The sequence below is a fragment of the Pseudoalteromonas sp. MTN2-4 genome, from assembly GCF_042848605.1.
In the GTDB taxonomy this organism is placed as follows: Bacteria; Pseudomonadota; Gammaproteobacteria; order Enterobacterales; family Alteromonadaceae; genus Pseudoalteromonas.
The window spans coordinates 305,145-325,357 of the sequence record NZ_BTGK01000001.1 but is presented as its reverse complement, the minus strand read 5'-3'; the positions used below and the strand labels follow the sequence as shown (position 1 = coordinate 325,357).

Below are 20,213 nucleotides of genomic sequence, written 5' to 3'. Positions count from 1 at the left end.
GTTTGACTCTACTCGTTTTTTAGTAAATCTATCTCAGATTGTAAGTTTTCTAACTGCTCAAGAATGGCTAAAAACTTTTCACCAAACGGGGTCACTTGATATTCAACGCGAGGAGGCAGTTCGTTGAATACATGTTTTTCTAAAATGCCAAACTCGACATTACGTTTGAGACATTGATTAAGCACTTTGGTGGTTAGCCCCTCAACTTGACGTACCATTTCACCGGGGCGATTTATCCCTTCATCTAATAATTGATACACAGTTAAAGACCATTTACAGCCATAAATGGTTTCGACCATACGGGCGCTAGATTGAGGCGCTAATTTTCTTGGAAATATTTTTTCGTTTGCTGTCATAAAGATGTACCAAAAAGTACCTACCTAACCAAATTGTGCTTACTATTCAGAGGCTTTTCGTAAAACTAATATTATCACGACTTTTACAAACAAGAGATGTGATTATGAAATTTTCAAATGCAGACACAGTGATGATTATTGGCGGTTCTAGTGGTATGGGTTTCGCGACGGCAAAGGCACTTTTAGAACTTGGACTTAATGTAGAAATATTAGCGAATAATGCAGAAAAACTCGATAAAGCCGTCAGTGAGCTGAGCGGTCTAGGTCAAGTATCTGGCACACAGATCGATTTATATGACATTGATGCTGTTAAGGCACTAGCGAGCAAGATTAATGCATCGTCTACACACTATGGTTACTTAGTGAATGCGGCTGGCTATTTTTCACCATTGGCTTTTGTTGAGCACACTTTAGCTGATTACAATAAATACCATGATTTAAATAAAGCAACATTTCTACTGACTCAAGCTGTTGTCAAGAATATGCAAAAAGCGGGTAGCGGTAGCATAGTGAACATAGGGTCTATGTGGGCAAAGCAAGCCATCAAAGCCACGCCTTCGTCGGCGTATTCAATGGCAAAAGCTGGCTTGCATGCTTTTACTCAGCATTTGGCTATGGAACTCGCTGACGACAAAATCCGCGTTAATGCGGTGTCTCCGGCTGTGGTTAAAACCCCGATTTATGGCTCTTTTATTGCGCCTGAAGACATAGACTCTACCCTAAACAGTTTTAATGCATTTCACCCAATAGGACGAGTGGGTGAGCCAAATGATATTGCTAACAGTATCGTTTTTTTATTATCAGATGACGCAAGTTGGATCACAGGCAGCATTTTAGATGTGGACGGCGGTGTGATGGCGGGTAGAAATTAGCGCAATATTTAAATTTGAACTCCAAAATACAGGTGTTTAGGCTCAATGTTGAATTTTTAAAATAGATCGTATTTTGTTTGTCGGCTTGCTTAATTAAAAGGCAAGGCTAACAAGTATTTAAGAGTAAATCCAAAGTTGAGCTTAAACTTTATTGTTTAATTTTTATTAACACTTAATTAATTTTTTATTGATCTTTAGTATGGCTTTGGGTAAGTTTTCCCAGCCTAAACTCATTCATTTGGATTGGTTTGGCGCTAATTTTTAAATAATTTAAATTTGAAGGATACGGGATTTAAAATGAAAAAATTAAATTTAATTATGATGGGTCTACTGTCTGTAGGTATGCATTATGCACCTCATTCGAAGGCAAATACTGATACGGTTATTTCTATTGGAGGTTCTGAAACTCCCCTAAGTGCAAACTTGATGGTGGGAGTAAAAAACGACATGCATTTTAGTGCAGAGGGTTTTGAAACTCACTCAAATATCGAAAAGCATGTAGCTTCGGCATCTATCATTCATGCTAATTTGGCTGACTTTTATGGTGAAGCTAAAAAGCTTAATGGCTACATTGCAGAGGCGATGAAGCAAAATAAATTGATTATTCTTGAAAACACTCAGTTTGCTAAAAATGTCTTTCTTGACGAGATGCCTTTTACTGCTGATGCTGAAGTGATGATCTATAAACCCGACTATAACCAAAACGGCGGTATGATCCACTTGTTTGGCAGTACAGTTAGCGATGTTAGAGCTGAGAAACAACGAATTGCTTCTGGAGGAGACAATAGAGGCTTTCAAGATATTTACGATGACCAAGTTAATACGCTTGAAGAGTCTTCTATAGCTTCGCATGGCTTTTCGATCCCTGAAGCATTCGATCGCGAACTAAATAATAGTTTAGTGAAAATGGAGGGGGCTAAACTAGAAGAAGCATTGAGTTCAATTAAGCAGTCTATTTCTCTATTAGAGTCTGGAAAGCCTTTTAAATCTGGTAATCATGAGTTTCTTGGTCAGCAAACTAAAAATTCATTTATATCGACTTCTAGTACACCATCTGGAGGTGCTCTAGGCTATTCATGTCCAAAAGCAGCAAAAGATGAGAGATTATGCTGGGCTTCTATTGTCGTAAATCGTCCTTATCAACATATTGATGGTCAAGCAGACATAAATATTTTAAATCATTACTCTTTCGGAGCATTCAGAACGGATCAATATACGGCGATTGCGGTGAGTCCGAATGGTAGTGTAAACCCGAATATGAAGGTAAATTCAGAGTATGAAAAAGCCTACTTTTTGAAAAACCATTCGGTGAAGATTAATATTAATGACGCTGATGGTCTTCAATTATATCGACGTATGCCTCAAAATGCCGTTAATAGTAGCAGTGTTGCTTCAACTTCAGGTTTTGACTTTAGTATTTCAGGCGGTGTAGACAAAGATGGGCCTTCATTGGGCGCAAGTATTGGTTATTCTGAATCAAAAACCATCACTGAGAATTTAATTGATTGGGAAACAAGCACCACGTCAAATGGCAGTAATGCTGTTTGGAACATGAGCTTGAATAAATATAAAAGTATCAACGATTGGGTGTACCAGGATATTTTCCGTTGGGCTAGATTAAGAGGTACACCGAGCATTTCTAAAAATGGCTTGCAGTATACAACTGAAGCTATTTGGTTAGGTGATAAGTACCGTGATGGTCAATTTAGAGTGACCATGAACACTACAACTGAGAATAGTAAGCTTTGGTTCACTGACAATAGCATTTGGGGGTGGAGCGCTAAGCAAACAGGGTGGATACATAGTCTATATGTAGGATCTCAATCGTTTAATAACGCTTGGTTGAAAAAGCTATAATTTTTTCCGATAAATTTATTTATAGATAAGCGCATTTTTGGATGCGCTTTTTTGTATAGTTAGCAATTTAGAATTGTATGAGATTTTTTAATTTGCTTGATATAGTTCATTTATATTTGGAATATTTCTTTCCCAAATAGGTGTTTTATCACCAATATAATGTCTTGCAGCGTCTAAAAATAATCGCGTTCTAACAGGCAAGTCACGGTGTGGATACACGGCATACATGGCACTGTAATCAGGCAAATTCACGTCAGTCAAAATTGGCACTAAATCACTTTCTTCCATGGGTTTTGCGAAAAAGAAGGCGGGGGCAGTCATAAAGGCATTATGTGAAAGCACTTTTTCAACTAATGCTTCACCGTCGTTTGATTTAAATACGGGATTAATGGGTTGCTCTTGTGGTTCGCCTTTATCATCTATGTAACTGATAGATTCAAAGCGGATATGTGAACTCGAATAGGCCGCAGCAGGTAGTGCTTCTAAGTCAGCCATGGTTTTTGGCTCACCATAAATTTCTAAAAACTGCTTAGTGGCTAGAATAAGCATACGATTACGAGCAATTTTACGTGCTATAAGCGAAGAGTCGCGAGGCTCACCAATTCGAAACGCTAAATCAAAGCCTTCAGACACCATATCTACGACTCTGTCGTCGTGTCTCAAGTCTATGGTGACTTGCGGAAAACGCTTTTGAAAGTCATTGATCAAAGGCATGAGATAAAACTTACCAATGTAACTCGACGCCGTAATGCGTAGCAAACCGCGAGGTTCTTGGTGGTAGTTTTCAGCCAGTTGCACTGTATCTTGTAGCAATAACCTAAGTTCAGCGGCTTTTTTTACCATTTCAGCGCCGGCAGCAGTCAAAGAGAAAGAGCGGGTTGTTCGGTTGAGTAGGCGAACACCCAAATCTTCTTCTAATTTACTCACTTGCTTTGAAATAACAGAGCGATCAATGTTTCTAAGCTCGGCAGCTTTTGAAAATGAACCTTGTTCAACAACTTCAAGTAACATGATCAAGCGACTGGTTGTATCCACGATGCGATCCTAAAAATCAATATTGATGATAGTTTGGCACCAATGAAAGCGTAAAACTAGATATATAATCTACAAATAAATCATAAATTATAAATTTAATGGTTTCATTACCTTATGTTGACAATTGTCGCAGTGAGGTTGTTGAACTTGAATTGACGTGTTTTAATAGCAAAAAGCGACACATTAGCAATTATTTTGCAATAATTGGCGTGTTTTGATATCACAAACTGATTCTCTTAATGACAGGAAATGTATGTCTGCAGTTAACAATTCAATGAAAGTCATAGAACTCCTTCAGGCCGGAGAGGCTTTCGACTTGCAATGTGCTGAACGTCAAGTACCAAAATTGGGTGCGAATGAATTGCTGGTGGCTATAGATTATGTTGCTTTGAACCATGTTGACGCGCGATTAGCTCAGACTGGCTTTTCACAATGGCAGTACCCGCATGTGTTGGGGCTTGATGCAGTGGGCACTGTGGTTGACGCGCCAAAGGGCGTTTTTCCGAACAAAGGCTCTCGTGTGTTATTTAACGCCTGTCTATCTCAACAGGGCATGTTAAAAGAATATGCAGTGGTGCCTAGCCACTGTGTTTCTGTGATCCCTGATGAAGTACCTAGTGACGTTGCCGTATCCTTGCCTAATGCTGGTATGGCCGCACTTATCGCCTTAAACAAACTACAGTTGCAATCAGGTGAATCTTTACTGATCAACAGTGCACAAGGCGCGGTTGCCCACTTCGCGATTCAATATGCCAAACAGCAAGGCGCGCAAGTGTATGCATTTGCACAAAAACCTCATCAGAAGCGCCTTGAAAAACTCGGTGCTGATTTAGCGTTTGATTGCGAGCAAGAAGGTGTTTGCGAGCAAATTAAAAGAGAAATTGGCAATGCGGGATTTGACTGCATTATTAATACCCAAGGCGGTGAAACTTTCTTAGAAGATTTACAACATCTGCGTTTTTGTGGTCGTATTGCGTGTTTAAATGGTTTTAGCACTATTCCTGAACAGTTACTTTTTGAAAAAGCGCCGAATATCGGGGTGGTCTCAGTATCAGGTGCTTGGCTTTCAAATAGTTTATGTGCACAGCAACATTTGCGTTTTATGGGCGAGCAGCTGTTACAAGACGTGGCACAAAAACGCATTCAGGCTCCTGAACTAAACATTATCGATTTCGAGGTGGCCGCAGTGCGCGACGCCTTGTCTATGCTGTTAACTCAAACTTGTACTAAGCGACCTATTATTAAAATTAGAAAAGTTTAGGTCATGATAAAAGTGGGTTGAGCAGCCAAACCACACAACCCTTCAACAGCTTTTGGGAAACATAATACCAACCCTCAATAATCCTCAATCATTTTGAGGGACTAAAACTGACGCTAGCTGCGTTAAAAACTTCTTATTTAGAACAACTAAATAGCAAAGTTTTTGTCTTGCCTACATGGATGTTGGTACCTCAGCGATAGCAGGACGCGAGAGCGGTGCTATCGAACAGTTTTCTTCGCCTCAAAATATATCGCTTAATTAAGAGGGTTGGTATGAACTAAAAATAGCTGGAATACGAGAGTGAAATAAAATCGAGTCCTGGATTTGGGCTTTTGAACCCCGCATTTGAGTAATGCATATACCTGACGGCCACTTTTGCATCCTCCAAGTCATAAACCAGTCCGAGCCTGTCTTCAAATTGATAATGGGTGCTGACGTTTTTACCAGCAAAATGTGTGTCGTCTAGCAGTGCTAATCCAATACCTAGCTCTAAATAAAGGGGTTTTCCATACCAAGTTGTAAGCGGGTATTTGAATACAGGCGTAAGAGCCAGAACAAAATTAGTATCATGTTTGTTTTTTGAACTTCTGCCATCAGCTGAAAAGTTCCAAAAGTTAACGCTAGTCTCAAAGTGTAAGTCAAAGTTTTTCCAAGCTTCAGGCAGCAAATTTTCTGGGTGATACTGATAAGCAAGCTTGATCCCATCTACGTCTCCTTCACCATGGATATAGTGAATAGCATAACCGTGTTTGTTATCTGCAAATGCTGCTGAAGTAAATGTTAATAAGAAGGCGAGCGCCAATAAACGCAGTAAATTCATAGTTAATGTGAACCTCATCATTTCAATGAGCGTATTTTCACAAAGCTATTTGTGTTTATATACAAACAAATGTGCACCATATTGATGCTGAAAATGAAACAAAATTAAAACTAATTGAAATATATAGACTTTTTATTTGTGTGCATTTTTGGCAACAAAAGAGTGCAAAAGTGTGTCTTTTTTATCATTAAACAAACTCGTATCATGCACTCACTAACTAAACGGGGACACATTATGAAAACTGCAATACAGTATTTATTCTTTTCGGTATTAATTCTATTCAGTGCGTACAGTGCTGGCGCGAGTTCTAAACAAGCAAGTACCGAGACACCATACACATTAATTAAATCAGTCGGTGATCAGCTGTTTATCGATATTGGTAAGTTGAAAGATTTAGACGAAGACACAAAACGTACTGAACTTAAAAAGTTGGTGAGTGCGCAGCTGATGCCGCATATCGACATTAAATTTGTCTCTTTTAAGCTGCTTGGCAAACATGTCAGAGAAGTAAAACGCGAGCAAGCAGTGAGTTTTATAGATGCGGTTGAACAATATCTGACTGGCACGTATGCCAATGTGTTAATGAGTTACAAAGGCCAAGAAGTACGCTTTATTGAGCCAGTTTTAGACAGCAAAAGTAAATTTGCTTCAGTTAAGTCTGAGATTGTAGACGCTGGTGCTCCGAGTATCGACATTGTGTTTAAGTTCAGAAAAAACAAGAAAGGTGAATGGCAAGTTTACGACTTAGTTGCTGAAAGTATTTCACTGTTGAATGCAAAGCAGAAAGAAATTGTGTCTCGTATTAGTGATGTGGGTATAGATAAAGTAACTAATGAATTGATTGCTAAGAGCTAATTCAGTTTGCAGTCAGAAATAAGTGAGTATATTGAACTTGATTTTACAGAGTCAGTTACAGCTCATTAAGCCAGTTACTTACAATTTAAGTAATTAAATGAACTTAGTTCCATAGTTGTTATTTAACAACGCTCTTCAAGCGGGCAGTCCCCTTTAATTGCATCCCTTCGCAGTTTTGCCCGCTTATTTTCTTTTAATTCCATTGCTAATAACCACCAAAATTGTATGCATAACACTTAATCCCTTCACTTGTTTTTCAATCTCAGCTAGTTTCTAGATAATTAAAGATAAAGTGAATGGAATTATGAAGTTAAATATCGACATAGTGGATGCTTTTACATCCACTCAGTTTGGTGGTAATTCAGCGGCAGTGATCATGACAGACACTTGGTTAACCGAAAGCCTAATGCTGGCCATCGCTGCAGAAAATAACTTATCAGAAACAGCATTCTTAGTGCCTGTTGAATCGGGCGTTTATGATATTCGTTGGTTTTCTCCACTGACTGAAATTGCATTTTGTGGTCACGCAACTTTAGCATCAGCGTTTGTGCTTTTTAATAAAAATCCAACTTTTCAGCAGGTAACACTGAGCGCGCCTGCGGTAGGGTCTATGCTGATCTATAAGTTAGATAATGGTTATATTGAAATGGACTTTCCGAGTTTTGCACCAGAAGCCATTCAAGATATACCAGAAGCGCTTATTGCTGGTTTATCGATAAAGCCTGAACAAGTACTAAAAAATCAGCAAGCCTATTTTGCTGTTTATAGTAGTGAGCAAGAAGTTAAAGCTGTCGAACAAAGTTCTGAGCAACTGAAACAATTGGCACCGTTTGATGTGGTTGTGACTGCGCCTAGCGAAAAATATGATTTTGTATCCCGTTATTTTTGGCCAGCGAATGGCAGCGATGAAGACCCTGTTACAGGCTCTATTCACACGGGATTAGCACCTTACTGGTCTCAAAGGCTGAATAAAACTGAGTTGAAAGCCTATCAGGCATCGAAACGAGGTGGAGAGCTATTGTGTGTGGTTGAAGGCGACAGAGTGAAGCTGCGAGGGCAGGCTGTGCATTACTTATTGGGTTCAATTACAGTCGATGAAAGGCAAAATTTGTCATAAGTCAAAAGATGGGTTGATCACGCTTGTCGGATCAATCCAATAGCTGTTAGCTTAGTTTTCGTGCCGAAAAACATGCCTCTAGAGCTATTTTCAGCTCAAGTATTAATGCTTAAGGAAAATCATGGAAACAACACTGCGACAGCTCTCTGTTAAAACGCGATTGTGGGCGCAAGTTAGCGCTTGTTTTGCCGTTATTCTTGTCATTACATTTTTAATGCTTAATTCGCTTTACAGTGAATTAAAGCAGTCTAAACAGCTTGAAACTCAACACATTGTTGAAACCGCCCATGGCATCGTGAGTTTTTATGCAGAGCAAGTGGCTAGTTCAAAAATGACGCTTGAGCAAGCGCAAACTGAAGCCAAGCAAGTTATCGAAGCAATGCGTTACGCCGATGACGAGTACTTGTTTATTTTAGATATGCAGCACGCAATGGTGATGCACCCGATTAAACCAAGCTTAAATGGCACTAATTCTGCTGCTATGAAAGATCTCAATGGTGTGTACTTTATTCGAGAAATGGTCAGTACAGCGGCGCGCTTTGGTGAGGGCTCAGTACAATACATGTGGCCAAAAACACCGAATTCGACACCGATTGATAAAATCTCTTATGCAAAACAGTTTTCTCCTTGGGGTTGGGTGATTGCAACAGGTATCTATATCGATGATGTACAGGCGACATTCTGGCAAGAAGTCTCAACCATGGTGGTGCTCATTGTCATCATCGCCATCATATCAATCATAATCACCGTCAATGTATTAGGCAGTATTATTAATCCTTTAGACAGAATAGGCAGCACCATTAAACGTCTTGAAGAGACGGGTGACCTAACGCTCGCGGTTGATACCCAAGGCAAAGATGAACTAACCCAAATAGCTATGGGGCTGAACAACATGATGTCTAGCTTTAGAGATATTGCGTTTAGTAGTAATGCCTCTGTTGAGCAATTGAATGTTTCTACTCATAGCTTAGAAAGTGTGGCCAACGATACCAAGCAAGCGATGGCCAATCAGCAAATTGAAATCGAACAAGCCGCCACAGCCATGAACGAGATGACGGCGACCGTGTCAGAAGTGGCACATAATGTTGTAAATACGGCCAATGCCGCGCATAAAGCGCATAAAGAAGCGGGAGAGGGCATGGCATTGTTGAATATTGCTATTGAGGCAATCAGCGGCTTGGCTAATGAAGTAGAAAAAGCGGCGGCGGTTATTCATAAACTGGGTTCTGTGAGTGAAGAGATTGGCAATGTCACTACGGTCATTAATGCCATTGCTGAGCAAACGAATCTACTCGCACTTAATGCCGCAATTGAAGCTGCAAGAGCGGGTGAGCAAGGGCGAGGCTTTGCGGTAGTGGCTGATGAAGTTAGGGCACTTGCACAAAGAACCAAAGAATCAACAGAAAGCATTCAAGGCATGATTGAAGAGCTGCAAAAGTATTCTCACGATGCGGTTGTGGTGATGGAAGAAGGCCAGGTTTATGCTGAGCGTACAGTTGAACAAGCACAAAATGCTGATCATGCTTTAAAAGAAATTGTAGAAGACATTGCGATTATTAATGAAATGAGTACGCAAATAGCAACGGCTTCTGAAGAGCAGTCGGCAGTCGCTGAAGAAATTAACCGCAGTATAATCACAGTCAGTGACCATACCTCTTCCACTGTTGATGCAACAAAAAACATTGCTTTGGCGGGCTCAGAGCTTAAAGCGCTGGCTGTTGATTTAAAGGCGCATGTATCGAAATTTAAAGTTTAGCTTCCCCTTTTAAGCCGAACTTAACCAGTAGTAGTTCGGCTATTTTCTCTGCTATCGATAATTTCATAGCAGCGCTTGGCAAAGCCTTTTTCTTGCTCTAGTATCACAAAAAAGCCTGCAAACTTTTGTAATGAAATCATTTATCTCTTTATATTTCACCAATCTATTTTTAATTAGTGGCACTGGCTTACTAACCACTTATTTAGCACTCTATTTAGGTCAAAAAGACGTTTCGACTGTTTGGATAGGTTTACTCACCTCATGTTATTACTTGGGTCTTTTATTGGGCTCAAAGCTTGGTTATCACTTTATTAAATCGGTTGGTCATATTCGTACTTTCGCTGCAAGCACTGCCGCAGTTGTCGCCTGTGTTGCCGCGCATGGCGTCAGCGATAACGTTTATCTATGGCTATTTCTTCGCTTGTGTGTTGGGTTGGGCATGATGGCCAATTACATGGTGTTAGAGAGCTGGCTTAACGAACAAGCAGAGCCTGAATCTCGGGGGAAAGTGTTTTCGTTTTATATGATCACTTCATATATGGGCATGGTGCTTGGTCAGTTTGCATTATCGAGTTTTCCTGAATTGGGTTATGCACCTTTATTCTTGGTTTGTATGGCGGTTGCTGCAGGTATTATTCCTATTGCAATCACGCGACGTATTCACCCAAAGCCCATCAAACCCATTCAAGTGAGTTTGTTTGATTACTTTAAGAAAGTGCCTCAGGCACTCACCGCCGTGCTTTTTGCTGGCATTATTAACGGTAGTTTTTATGGTCTAGCGCCCACTTTTGGCAGTGGCATTGGCTTTAGCTCTGCAGACATCGCAAAGTTTATGTCTTTCACCATATTTGCAGGCCTATTGGCGCAGTGGCCTATGGGTGTGATTTCAGACAAAGTACCGAGGAGCATTTTATTAAGGAGCAATGCAATTGCTTTATGCCTAATTAGTTTGGCAATTTGCCTATTACCATCTGAGCCGACTGTTTTGATGGCTTGTAGTTTTGCTTTTGGTTTGTTTGCGTTTACGCTTTATCCGCTTTCATCAGCGTTGGCAAACTCACGGGTCAGTGATGAAGACCGAGTCGGCGTATCATCTGCACTCCTCATGGTGTTTGGTGCAGGCGCCGCTTTTGGTTCAGCGTTCATTTCAAAATCTATGACTTTTTTTGGCCCTAAGGCTTTATATGCATCTATTGCAGTACTCACCGTATTGATGTTTGGCGTACTGACTTTCATAAACGCGCGTCAAAAAGCAGAACAGCCAGAAGCCAGTGATTATGTGGTGGGTAATTCAGATGTCACTAGTTCGCCGCTTGCAGCAGCGATGGACCCGCGGATCGAAGAAGAAATTGCCCATGAACAATTGTTAGTTGTAGACAGTGATGAAGAATCAAAAGTTGATGACAGTTTAGATGACGGGTTTAAAGAGGCTGAAACTGGTCTTAGTGAACAAAGCAGCAAATAGTTAAATACATAAGTCATTTGTCTAACTATTTGAAACAAGTGTTGCGGTTAGACTAGAATGCCGAAAATTCTTTGATAGGTAACGAAATGAACGAACCAAAGTCGTTTGGAAACAAACTGGAGCATGCTTTAGAGTCAACCCTTTTTAAAGGACGCTGGTTATTAGCGCCTTTCTTTTTAGGCTTATTGTTTGCAGTAATTTTGCTACTTATCAAATTTTTTACGCAATTTTATTCAATGACACTTACTGCATTCAATACAGCTAACAATGACTTGCTTGTTGGTATTCTAACTTTAGTCGATACTGCTTTATTAGCAGGACTGTTATTGATAATTATTTTTAGCGGCTATGAAAACTTTGTGTCAAAACTTGATATTGATAATCATAGAGATAGACCCGCTTGGATGGGTAAAGTTGGCTTCTCAGGTCTAAAAATTAAGTTGATCAGTGCCATTGTCGCCATCTCTGCCGTAGAGCTATTAAAAGTCTTTATTAGTTCAGAATCCCTAAGTAATGAAGAGCTTTTTTTGGAAAGTGGGTATTCACTTAACGTTCGTCATATCAGGGGTGTTGTTTTCAATTACTGATTACATCAACAGTAAAACTCATAATCATTAGTGTGAGTTTTAGGTTTTGCTAGGACAATTTAAAGGAGTCTGAACTTAGAAGTGATCCTTACCCTTAAATGTTGTCTGTTATTTGTACGGTTGAGGCAAAAATTCCTGAAATTTTTAAGTTCATGAAGTAAAAGACTTTACTCTTTACTCGACTAAACACTAATATTATTTTATTAGGAATAATTGCTTCAAAATAATTTGGATACGTCCTATATTTTAAAGCAGTTAACTTTTTATTAAAAAATAAGTTGCCTCTATGTTTCTAGCAGTAGCCAAAAAGATTTCAAGTCACCTCACTTTAGTTGTTCTTTTACCCTGCATTTTGCTTGGCGCTATCATTACTTACGATATGAGTATGGCATTTAAGAAAATGAATAATGCCTATGACGCTGAGTATAATGCCTTTCTTAGTCACGCAGTGTTGAGTATTGTTCATGAAACGCAAAAAGAGCGTGAGCTATCTGGCCTTTATCTGCAAGGTGTGCAATCAAGGCAGAGCGCTCAATTTAATAGTCAACAGCGCTCAACGGATAATTTAATTCAAGAGTTAGTCAAAAAGAAAGAGTCATGGGCCTTAAGCAGTGCAATGCAGCAAGAGTTAAATGAGTTCTTACAGTTATTAAATAGAAGAAACTCGGTTAGAAATGGGGTTAATTCATCTTCAATTTCACCGTCAGACACTGCTCAATATTACACGGATATTAGCCTTAAAGGTCTACATATTGTTATAAAGGCTTCACGACTCAGCAATGACCACCTTATTGCAAAAGAACTCGTATCAATTTATAACTTTTCCAATGCTAAAGAGTCGGCCATGCTTGAGAGAGCGGCGCTTTATGATGTGTTTCAGAAAGATAAAATGGCATATACTGATAAAGCGCTCTATATCAAACTACTCACTAAGCAAAGCGTTTATCTTGAAGAAGCTCTAGAGGCTGCACCTAAAGAGATGAAATCTCTGTTTGATGAAGTTCTATCATCATCATCTTTTTCTAGTGTTAACCGCTTTAGACAGATGATTAAAAATAAAGATTCGGGCTATGAAATAAATCCACAAACTTGGTTTAATGCAGCAACAACGCGTATTGAAGCGTTGAAACAAGCCGAAGAAAATGCACTGACCTTAGTTGATAAAACTGCCATAGAAATTCAACAAGATGCGGTTACGGTGTTAGTAGTCGAAGCAATCATATTTGTCGTTGGTTTTCTTATCACAGCAGCATTATTTTTATCGATTCAATTAAGACATCGTCAGTCAGAATTAATAGCTAAAGGCATTGAGGTAGCGATTAAAGAGCGAGACATGGCTGATGAGATTGAAGTAGTCAGTTCTGATGAACTTGGCGAGTCTGCAAATAAAATCAATGCACTAACTAAGCAGTTTGAAGAGGATTTAATTGAGCTTGGCTTAGTGTCTAAAAAAATCACAGTATCAATTCACGAAACAGCTGTAGCTATTAGTCAAAGCCAAGAAAACTTAGTAGAGCAACAAATGGGGATCCAAACTATTGCTTCTGCTTCTGAGCAAATGAGCGCTAATATTCAAGTTATTGCAAGCTCCATGTCTGATAATTCACAAGCAGCTAAAACCGTTGCCAATGAATCTTTAAATGGCCAAAAGGTGGTAAGTGAAGCGGTTGATGTTATTCAAAGTGCATCTGATGATATGGCGCGATCAGCAAAATCGGTTGATACCTTAAATGAGCGTGTTGGCAGTATCTCTAGCATGGTAGATATGATCCGAGAAATCGCAGAGCAAACCAATTTATTGGCGCTTAATGCGGCTATTGAAGCAGCTAGAGCAGGTGAGCAAGGGAGAGGATTTGCGGTTGTGGCTGACGAAGTTAGAAGCCTAGCTAGTCGAACGCAAAAATCGACTGAAGAAATATCCTCTTTAGTGGCAGAGCTTCAAACAAGCTCAAAAGAAGCATCAAGCATTATTACCCAAGGTAAAGAGAATGCATTAGAAGCTGCTAATCGAGCAGAAGAGATTAAACTGGCTTTAGCGACGATTGTTGAACAGGCAAAACAAGTTGAAGCGGTGACAGAAGCGGTTTCTTCAAATACTCAACAGCAGAGTAACGCGATTGAAGAAGTAAGCAAAAATATTGTTGATATTTATCAAAAAGCCACAGAAAACGTTGCTGGTGCAGAGGAAATAGCTAAGGCGGCAACCAATATAGCGGGCTCAGCAATCGATATGGATGAAATGATCGAGCGCTATAAGGTCAGTAAAGAATGTAATTACGAGTATTAAAGAAAACTTAAGCTTTTCATGATGTCCCGTTAGTGGGCATCACTTTTATTCACTTTATCGCTAAATCCATGACATTTGATGTGGACTCTAGTATTCATATCCTAAATTTATTAATTAGGGACCACTATGGGTATTGGGATCAGAAAAACACTTTCAGTACTGGCATTATTACCTGTTTTTGCTCAGGCAAATTCTACATTTAATGCCAATGATATCTTTGCATTAGAGTATGCAAACGACCCACAAATTTCGCCAAACGGTAAGCAGGTCGTTTATGTCAGAAATTCAAATGACATAATGAAAGACAGTACACGCCGTAACTTGTGGTTAGTTGATGTAAAAAGTGGTGAACAAACGCCGTTATTTTCAAATGAAAACCAATACCTTCACCCAAGATGGTCACCAGATGGAAAGAGAATCGCATTCATTAGTAATGTTTCTGGTAGCTATCAAGTGCATGTGCATTACCTAGAGCAAAATCGCACAGCTCTACTAAGCCAGCTTCAATCAAGTGTGAGTAATTTAACTTGGTCTCCTGATGGCAAGTGGCTAGCTTTTAGTCAGCAAATTAATGAAAAACCTTCGGTGATTGCTAAAATGCCAGCCAAGCCAAAAGGTGCGACATGGTCAGAGCCTGCAATTGTTATTGATAAAGCTTATTACCAAACTGATGGCAGAGGATTAGTTAAACCGGGCTTCCGTCAAATATTTATTTTACCGAGTGATGGGGGCACGCCGCGTCAACTGACTTCTGGCAATTTTCATCATGGTGGCCAGCTGACTTGGCATAGTAACTCTGAAGAAATTGTATTCTCAGCGAATAGAATTAAAGATTGGGAATACAAGCGTTTAGAAGGTGATTTATTCAGTGTTGATTTAAAGGGCAAGTTAACTCAACTTACCACTCAACCTGGTCGAGAGCATTCTCCGAGTTTTTCAAGAGATGGTAAAAAACTCGCTTTCTTAAGCGCATCTGGTGAGTTGAATCCTTATCGTAATCACAAACTGAATATTATGGATTGGTCAGATAAAGAGTTTGAAATGGTGGGCAAAGATTTTGACCGCTCTATTCAAAATCCGACTTGGATCAGCAATTCAAGATTGGCAATTGCTTATGATGATTTCGGTAAACGCAAGCTTGCAGCGATTTCTTTGAGTGGCAATATCAAAGACCTAGCCGACAGCTTATCGGGCACAACACTGGGTAGACCTTATATTAGCGGCCAATTTAGTGCGAATTACTCAGGTAAAATCGCATTTACCCATGGCACAGCGCAAAGGCCTGCGGATGTAGCAATAGCATCGACTAAAGGAAATACCAAACAGTTAACCTCGTTAAACGAAGACTTACTTGCTCATAAAACACTGGGTGAGGTGCATGAAGTTAACTACAAGTCTTCATTTGACGGCGAGCAAATTCAAGGTTGGTATATCACGCCCCCTAATTTTGATCCTAATAAAAAGTATCCGCTATTAATTGAAATTCATGGCGGACCGCATTTAGCCTATGGCCCACATTTTTCGGCTGAGTTACAGCGTTATGCTGCACAAGGCTACGTAGTATTTTACGATAACCACCGTGGCAGTAGTTCTTACGGCGAGCGTTTCGCTATGTTGTTAAAGTATAAATACAGCTCGAAGGAAGATTTTGCCGATCACAATTCAGGCGTTGATGCCATGATAACGAAAGGCTTTATCGATAAAGGCAATCTATTTATTGCTGGTGGGTCAGCGGGGGGCATTGCAACGGCTTACGCGATTGGCTTAACCGACAGATTTAATGCTGCTGTCGTCGTGAAACCAGTAATTAATTGGCTCAGTAAAGTGCTGACCGCGGATAGTGGTTTAGTACAAATACCAACGCAATTTCCGGGTATGCCTTGGGAGCATGTTGAACATTATTGGCAACGCTCTCCGTTATCGTTAGTCGGCAATGTAACAACACCGACGATGCTAATGACAGGTGAGGAAGATTTACGAACGCCAATGGCAGAGACTGAGCAGTATTATCAAGCATTGAAACTTCGTAAAATTGATACAGTGTTGGTGAAAATTCCAGGTGCACCACATGGTATTGCCGGGAAGCCATCGCGTATGGTGAGTAAAATTGAGCATACCCTTGCTTGGTTTGAGAAATATAAAAAGTAAGACAATTCGATAGGGTGTGGTTAGGTTGGTTTCAATTTAACCACACACAACCAAATTTCGGCCTGATTGTTTTGCCTTATACATAAGTTGGTCGACTCGAGTGAGTATGGTTGTAAAGTTATCGTCTCTCTTAAATTGCGTAACGCCAAAACTGGCCGACAGGGGCTTTTTGTTTGGAAATATAATGGTGTTTAATGCATTTTTGATGTGTTGAGCGATGTTGCAAGCATCGTTCAATGATACGTTATTGACCACGATAAGAAATTCTTCACCTCCCCAGCGACCATACTGTGCGTAACTGGGTAAAAATTTCTTCATGACATCAGCTGTTGCCATAAGTATTTTGTCACCATAAGTATGCCCAAATGCGTCATTGACTCTCTTAAAATGATCTAAATCGAACAGCATAATTTAGAAAGGCAAATCAGTATTTACTGTGTCATTTATCAATTCGCATAAAGAGGCATTAATTTTCTTCGATTATATAATTTAGTTAACTCATCAGTGATTGCTTGTCGTTCTAACTCTTTTGCTTGGTTAAACTCCTCAGTAATATCTTGAATAAGGCCGACTGTTCGTAGCGGTTGTCTAATACTATTTGTAAACGTATGACTAAAATGCTTAAAGTGGCGTTTTGTTTGTGTATTGTCTAAAAATGTATGAACAATCGCTGGGTGCTCAACGTCTTCGAGCTGAATTAATTTTGTTTCAAGTGCCAAGTGTTGCGCTGGATCGATAAGGCTGACAAATTGATTCCATTTAAGTTTACAAGATGCTTGTGTCAAACCCAGCATGGTAAGCAGTTCAAGAGAGAGGCATACGTCATAGGTGAGGTGATTGAGCTTCCAAGTGCCTACTTTTGCGACTTGCTGTATCTTAGATAAGGTAAATTGCTCAAACTGCCTTTCTCTGAGGTCTTTTTTGAGTTGGTGATTCTCCATCTCAAGATTGAGTTGATGCATGTTTAAACTTGGCTCAATACTCGTCATGTTTACTTCTTTAACTTAATCCAAGCTTCATCTCTGCCAGTTTGGTTCCTTCTAATCTAGCTTTTATCTTCTAATCTAGCTTTTATCTTCTGATATGCGACTTCTCGGGCAGTTGATATATCGTCTGCGAAAGGAGAAAAGCCACAGTCATCTGTAGAGCCTAACTGTTCTACTGGGATATATTTCGAAGCAGTGAGTAATAATTCACACACTGATTCAGGTGTTTCTATTTCTTTGCTGATAGGATTGGTCACGCCTATAAAAACTCTTTGGTCTTGTTTGATGACGTTTCCGAGTAAATAGAGGGCTTTTTCTGGCTCTTTTTCACCTCTGATTACCACATAAAAGTTACCCGCATTGATTTCGAATAAGGTGGGCAGTAAATATTTGTAGTCAACCTCGGCACTGTGTGTTGAATCGGTATCGGCACCGGGGCAAGTATGAATACCGATACGAGCAATTTCTTCTTGATTAAAATGTGAAAGGCATTTGTTGATTAAATCAACAAATGAATTAAGTAGCTCACCAGAGGGATCTAACTTCAAAGATAACCTTGCTTCTGTGAAGTCAATTTGTACTTTGTGCGCCCCAAGCTCTAAACAGCGTTTCACTTCTACTACATGTTGCTGAACTAAGTCTTCTATGAATTGTTGATGGTTGTAATCTTTTAAGCCCGTATTTGGATAGACTAAACTTAGCATTGAAGGAGAGATCACAACCTCTTTGACAGGGACATTTGCGTGTTTTATTGCAAACTGTAAAAACTCATCTGCGGTATGCTCGTATTTAAATGGTGCAGTTTTGAGGTGTGGCGCAAATACGCGAGAATGGCCATCCGAAAAATCAACTAATAAACCTTCGGATTCATAGCAACAAGAGTTGTGTAAACACTAATGCGCAAAGCCATCAAACTTTCGTTGTTCGCCATCACTGATCACTTCCAGCCTAAAGCAACTAAATCTTTCATGACTTGGACTGTTTCAGATTCGGCGATATCGCAGAGTGCAGCATATAACTAAGCTCGCCATTTTTAAACGATTTATACGCACTTATCAGCTCAGCATTTCTTGGTATTGAGCCTATCTGCTCTGAAGGAATAAACCGTTTTTTCATCTATGACCCCAAAAACATATAGTAAAAAGTGGGCGTGTAATTTTTGTGTAGTTAAACATCAACACTATTAACTTAAATCTAGATTAATGCTTAAAAACCTCCAGTTTTCCGAAGAGTTTTATACTTGATGATTTTTTGTTGTTATTAAGTTGATAATTGGGCTGTTGCTATCGCCGTATGAGTTTTTTCATAATATTCAAATATAGAGTGCATTTTTATTAATATTTAAACACTTTCTTAACCTCAAGCTTGATTTGTAAATATTTTGCAATTAAATTTAACAAACGGATTGTTTAGTTTAAGGGATTAAAAAATGTTACATGGATTTAGAGTGATATTGTTAATTGGTGTGTTTTTAGCGATAGCGGGTTCTGTGCAATCAGGTGATTGGCGATATTCTGTCTGGATCGTTGTTGCTCTATCAGCTGTACTCTTGATGAGCTTTAAATTACCAAAAAGCGAAAATGAAGAGTTAGGTGAGCGTTCAGACACAAAAACAGATTCGTTTGTTTTATTGCTCTCTCCAGCTTCATATTTTTCAGATAAATACGATTCTAAAGCAACAAATTCTTCTCTACGTAGTAAACGCTTTAAATATTAAAATAGATTCCAACCAACAGTAAGTAAACAAAGCCTGGGTAAATGCTCAGGCTTTTTCTATTTAACTCACTTCTGAGAGTTCAATCAGAGTTTCTGCCAATTTTGCCATTTACATTATGGTTCAGGCTTCGATTTAATAAAAAATAGCTTACGGTAAGAACTGTATAAAATCTCAAATATCAGTAAGTTGAATGCAAATTTATGTATCCCTAAAAATTAAATTTAAATCTTTTTAATTTTTTCTCTTGAAAACTGTTTAGCAGACCTTATCTCTTATTATGAAGACGCCTTACAGGGTCTTCATTAAATTAACACTATGATTTTATTGGGTAATCTTGCTCATTTGAGGAGATGCCAACAGACTATCGCTTTAAGAGGATATTATTATGCGTACAGTAGATTTATCACCATTATACCGTTCATTCATTGGTTTTGATCATTTAGCTCAACTTATGGATAACGCTAGTCGTAATGCAAAACAATCAAGTTTTCCTCCATACAACATCGAACTTTTAGGTGAAGATAAATATCAAATCACCATGGCTGTGGCAGGGTTTGTAGAGTCAGAACTACAGATTGAAACCGAGAAAAACACTTTAACAGTGAAGGGGTTGAAAGAAACCAAATCGGTTGATGGAGAGCGTACCTTTATTCATCAAGGAATCGCTGAAAGGAATTTCGAACACAAATTCCAATTGGGAGACCATGTAAAAGTTCGTGGTGCATCTTTAGAGAGTGGCTTATTAAATATTGCCTTAGAGCGTGAGATCCCAGAAGCAGATAAACCTCGCAGGATTGCAATAAATGGTGCTAAGCAAGAGCTGCTCAAAAGCGCATAAAGCATTCAATTCATTTTAACGTCTCCCAATCAGCGGCTTATTTAGGTAAGCCGTTTTTTTGTTTCTTCTATAAGGAGCTGTTGAACTGTGTGTCGCAATTGATTTCGCTTATTGAAAGTCTTTGGTTTGAAAAACTCATACCTTAAGAATAAACACTAGCTAAAAGTATTTTATTAATTGCTACACTTTGAATATAAAAGCTAAGAATCTTTTCTTATACAGCCTTTGACGTAATTAAAGGTTTATTTTGGAGGTA

General features: G+C 39.2%; 18 protein-coding genes and 1 pseudogene. 12 read left to right on the top strand and 7 right to left on the bottom strand.

Annotated features, from left to right (window positions below):
* Positions 1-8: 8 nt before the first annotated feature.
* A complete protein-coding gene (locus ACGHEH_RS01500) occupies positions 9-356 on the bottom strand; it encodes a winged helix-turn-helix transcriptional regulator (RefSeq protein ID WP_390441193.1) in 348 nt (115 codons plus the stop codon).
* A 104-nt stretch (positions 357-460) separates the two neighbouring features.
* Here ACGHEH_RS01500 and ACGHEH_RS01495 point away from each other — a divergent pair, with 104 nt between their 5' ends.
* Positions 461-1,228 carry an SDR family NAD(P)-dependent oxidoreductase gene (locus ACGHEH_RS01495; protein WP_390441190.1) on the top strand — a complete coding sequence of 256 codons (768 nt, stop codon included), beginning with the start codon at positions 461-463 and terminating at the stop codon, positions 1,226-1,228.
* A 297-nt stretch (positions 1,229-1,525) separates the two neighbouring features.
* A complete protein-coding gene (locus tag ACGHEH_RS01490; RefSeq protein ID WP_390441188.1) occupies positions 1,526-3,085 on the top strand; it encodes a leukocidin family pore-forming toxin in 1,560 nt (519 codons plus the stop codon).
* A gap of 87 nt (positions 3,086-3,172) precedes the next feature.
* On the opposite strand, the gene ACGHEH_RS01485 is transcribed toward ACGHEH_RS01490, so the two are convergent.
* On the bottom strand, positions 3,173-4,120 hold the full coding sequence (locus ACGHEH_RS01485; RefSeq protein WP_390441186.1) for a LysR family transcriptional regulator: 948 nt from the start codon (positions 4,118-4,120) through the stop codon (positions 3,173-3,175).
* 253 nt (positions 4,121-4,373) lie between these two features.
* Between ACGHEH_RS01485 and ACGHEH_RS01480 the strand changes: the two genes are divergently transcribed.
* On the top strand, positions 4,374-5,381 hold the full coding sequence (locus tag ACGHEH_RS01480) for a zinc-binding dehydrogenase (protein WP_390441184.1): 1,008 nt from the start codon (positions 4,374-4,376) through the stop codon (positions 5,379-5,381).
* Between the two features lie 277 nt (positions 5,382-5,658).
* On the opposite strand, the gene ACGHEH_RS01475 is transcribed toward ACGHEH_RS01480, so the two are convergent.
* Positions 5,659-6,201, bottom strand: coding sequence for an acyloxyacyl hydrolase (locus ACGHEH_RS01475; protein ID WP_390441182.1), 543 nt, complete (start codon positions 6,199-6,201; stop codon positions 5,659-5,661).
* Between the two features lie 234 nt (positions 6,202-6,435).
* Here ACGHEH_RS01475 and ACGHEH_RS01470 point away from each other — a divergent pair, with 234 nt between their 5' ends.
* The 7 genes and pseudogenes from ACGHEH_RS01470 (at position 6,436) to ACGHEH_RS01440 (ending at position 16,416) form a co-directional block, all read left to right on the top strand.
* Complete coding sequence (locus ACGHEH_RS01470; protein ID WP_390441179.1) at positions 6,436-7,056, top strand: phospholipid-binding protein MlaC; 621 nt, start codon at positions 6,436-6,438, stop codon at positions 7,054-7,056.
* A gap of 304 nt (positions 7,057-7,360) precedes the next feature.
* A complete protein-coding gene (locus ACGHEH_RS01465; RefSeq protein WP_390441177.1) occupies positions 7,361-8,173 on the top strand; it encodes a PhzF family phenazine biosynthesis protein in 813 nt (270 codons plus the stop codon).
* 121 nt (positions 8,174-8,294) lie between these two features.
* Positions 8,295-9,929 carry a methyl-accepting chemotaxis protein gene (locus tag ACGHEH_RS01460; protein ID WP_390441174.1) on the top strand — a complete coding sequence of 545 codons (1,635 nt, stop codon included), beginning with the start codon at positions 8,295-8,297 and terminating at the stop codon, positions 9,927-9,929.
* A gap of 130 nt (positions 9,930-10,059) precedes the next feature.
* On the top strand, positions 10,060-11,394 hold the full coding sequence (locus ACGHEH_RS01455) for an MFS transporter (protein WP_390441171.1): 1,335 nt from the start codon (positions 10,060-10,062) through the stop codon (positions 11,392-11,394).
* Between the two features lie 86 nt (positions 11,395-11,480).
* Positions 11,481-12,012, top strand: a pseudogene (locus ACGHEH_RS01450) (TIGR00645 family protein).
* A gap of 255 nt (positions 12,013-12,267) precedes the next feature.
* The gene (locus ACGHEH_RS01445) at positions 12,268-14,268 is read left to right on the top strand and encodes a methyl-accepting chemotaxis protein (RefSeq protein ID WP_390441168.1); all 2,001 of its coding nucleotides are present in this window, start codon (positions 12,268-12,270) and stop codon (positions 14,266-14,268) included.
* Positions 14,269-14,394: 126 nt separating this feature from the next.
* A complete protein-coding gene (locus ACGHEH_RS01440; protein WP_390441165.1) occupies positions 14,395-16,416 on the top strand; it encodes a S9 family peptidase in 2,022 nt (673 codons plus the stop codon).
* A 36-nt stretch (positions 16,417-16,452) separates the two neighbouring features.
* Here ACGHEH_RS01440 and ACGHEH_RS01435 read toward each other — a convergent pair whose 3' ends face one another.
* From ACGHEH_RS01435 to ACGHEH_RS01420, 4 genes are all read right to left on the bottom strand, one after another.
* A complete protein-coding gene (locus ACGHEH_RS01435; protein ID WP_390441162.1) occupies positions 16,453-16,824 on the bottom strand; it encodes a GGDEF domain-containing protein in 372 nt (123 codons plus the stop codon).
* 38 nt (positions 16,825-16,862) lie between these two features.
* Entirely contained in the window at positions 16,863-17,405 is a 543-nt protein-coding gene (locus ACGHEH_RS01430) for a hypothetical protein (RefSeq protein ID WP_390441159.1), read from the bottom strand.
* A 56-nt stretch (positions 17,406-17,461) separates the two neighbouring features.
* Complete coding sequence (locus ACGHEH_RS01425) at positions 17,462-18,121, bottom strand: hypothetical protein (protein WP_390441156.1); 660 nt, start codon at positions 18,119-18,121, stop codon at positions 17,462-17,464.
* 247 nt (positions 18,122-18,368) lie between these two features.
* Positions 18,369-18,518, bottom strand: coding sequence for a hypothetical protein (locus ACGHEH_RS01420; protein WP_390441153.1), 150 nt, complete (start codon positions 18,516-18,518; stop codon positions 18,369-18,371).
* A gap of 313 nt (positions 18,519-18,831) precedes the next feature.
* Between ACGHEH_RS01420 and ACGHEH_RS01415 the strand changes: the two genes are divergently transcribed.
* Complete coding sequence (locus tag ACGHEH_RS01415; RefSeq protein WP_390441151.1) at positions 18,832-19,119, top strand: hypothetical protein; 288 nt, start codon at positions 18,832-18,834, stop codon at positions 19,117-19,119.
* A 385-nt stretch (positions 19,120-19,504) separates the two neighbouring features.
* Positions 19,505-19,957 (top strand): Hsp20 family protein, encoded by a 453-nt coding sequence (locus tag ACGHEH_RS01410; protein ID WP_390441148.1) that lies wholly within the window; start codon positions 19,505-19,507, stop codon positions 19,955-19,957.
* The last annotated feature ends 256 nt before the right edge of the window (positions 19,958-20,213 follow it).

Excerpts from the sequence above, each read along its gene's own strand:
- ACGHEH_RS01445 (WP_390441168.1), top strand. The coding sequence starts at position 12,268 with ATGTTTCTAGCAGTAGCCAAAAAGATTTCAAGTCACCTCACTTTAGTT.
- ACGHEH_RS01465 (WP_390441177.1), top strand. The coding sequence starts at position 7,361 with ATGAAGTTAAATATCGACATAGTGGATGCTTTTACATCCACTCAGTTT.
- ACGHEH_RS01460 (WP_390441174.1), top strand. The coding sequence starts at position 8,295 with ATGGAAACAACACTGCGACAGCTCTCTGTTAAAACGCGATTGTGGGCG.
- ACGHEH_RS01410 (WP_390441148.1), top strand. The coding sequence starts at position 19,505 with ATGCGTACAGTAGATTTATCACCATTATACCGTTCATTCATTGGTTTT.
- ACGHEH_RS01480 (WP_390441184.1), top strand. The coding sequence starts at position 4,374 with ATGTCTGCAGTTAACAATTCAATGAAAGTCATAGAACTCCTTCAGGCC.
- ACGHEH_RS01500 (WP_390441193.1), bottom strand. The coding sequence starts at position 356 with ATGACAGCAAACGAAAAAATATTTCCAAGAAAATTAGCGCCTCAATCT.
- ACGHEH_RS01420 (WP_390441153.1), bottom strand. The coding sequence starts at position 18,518 with ATGAAAAAACGGTTTATTCCTTCAGAGCAGATAGGCTCAATACCAAGA.
- ACGHEH_RS01495 (WP_390441190.1), top strand. The coding sequence starts at position 461 with ATGAAATTTTCAAATGCAGACACAGTGATGATTATTGGCGGTTCTAGT.
- ACGHEH_RS01415 (WP_390441151.1), top strand. The coding sequence starts at position 18,832 with ATGTTACATGGATTTAGAGTGATATTGTTAATTGGTGTGTTTTTAGCG.
- ACGHEH_RS01430 (WP_390441159.1), bottom strand. The coding sequence starts at position 17,405 with ATGACGAGTATTGAGCCAAGTTTAAACATGCATCAACTCAATCTTGAG.
- ACGHEH_RS01470 (WP_390441179.1), top strand. The coding sequence starts at position 6,436 with ATGAAAACTGCAATACAGTATTTATTCTTTTCGGTATTAATTCTATTC.
- ACGHEH_RS01455 (WP_390441171.1), top strand. The coding sequence starts at position 10,060 with ATGAAATCATTTATCTCTTTATATTTCACCAATCTATTTTTAATTAGT.
- ACGHEH_RS01490 (WP_390441188.1), top strand. The coding sequence starts at position 1,526 with ATGAAAAAATTAAATTTAATTATGATGGGTCTACTGTCTGTAGGTATG.
- ACGHEH_RS01440 (WP_390441165.1), top strand. The coding sequence starts at position 14,395 with ATGGGTATTGGGATCAGAAAAACACTTTCAGTACTGGCATTATTACCT.
- ACGHEH_RS01435 (WP_390441162.1), bottom strand. The coding sequence starts at position 16,824 with ATGCTGTTCGATTTAGATCATTTTAAGAGAGTCAATGACGCATTTGGG.
- ACGHEH_RS01475 (WP_390441182.1), bottom strand. The coding sequence starts at position 6,201 with ATGAATTTACTGCGTTTATTGGCGCTCGCCTTCTTATTAACATTTACT.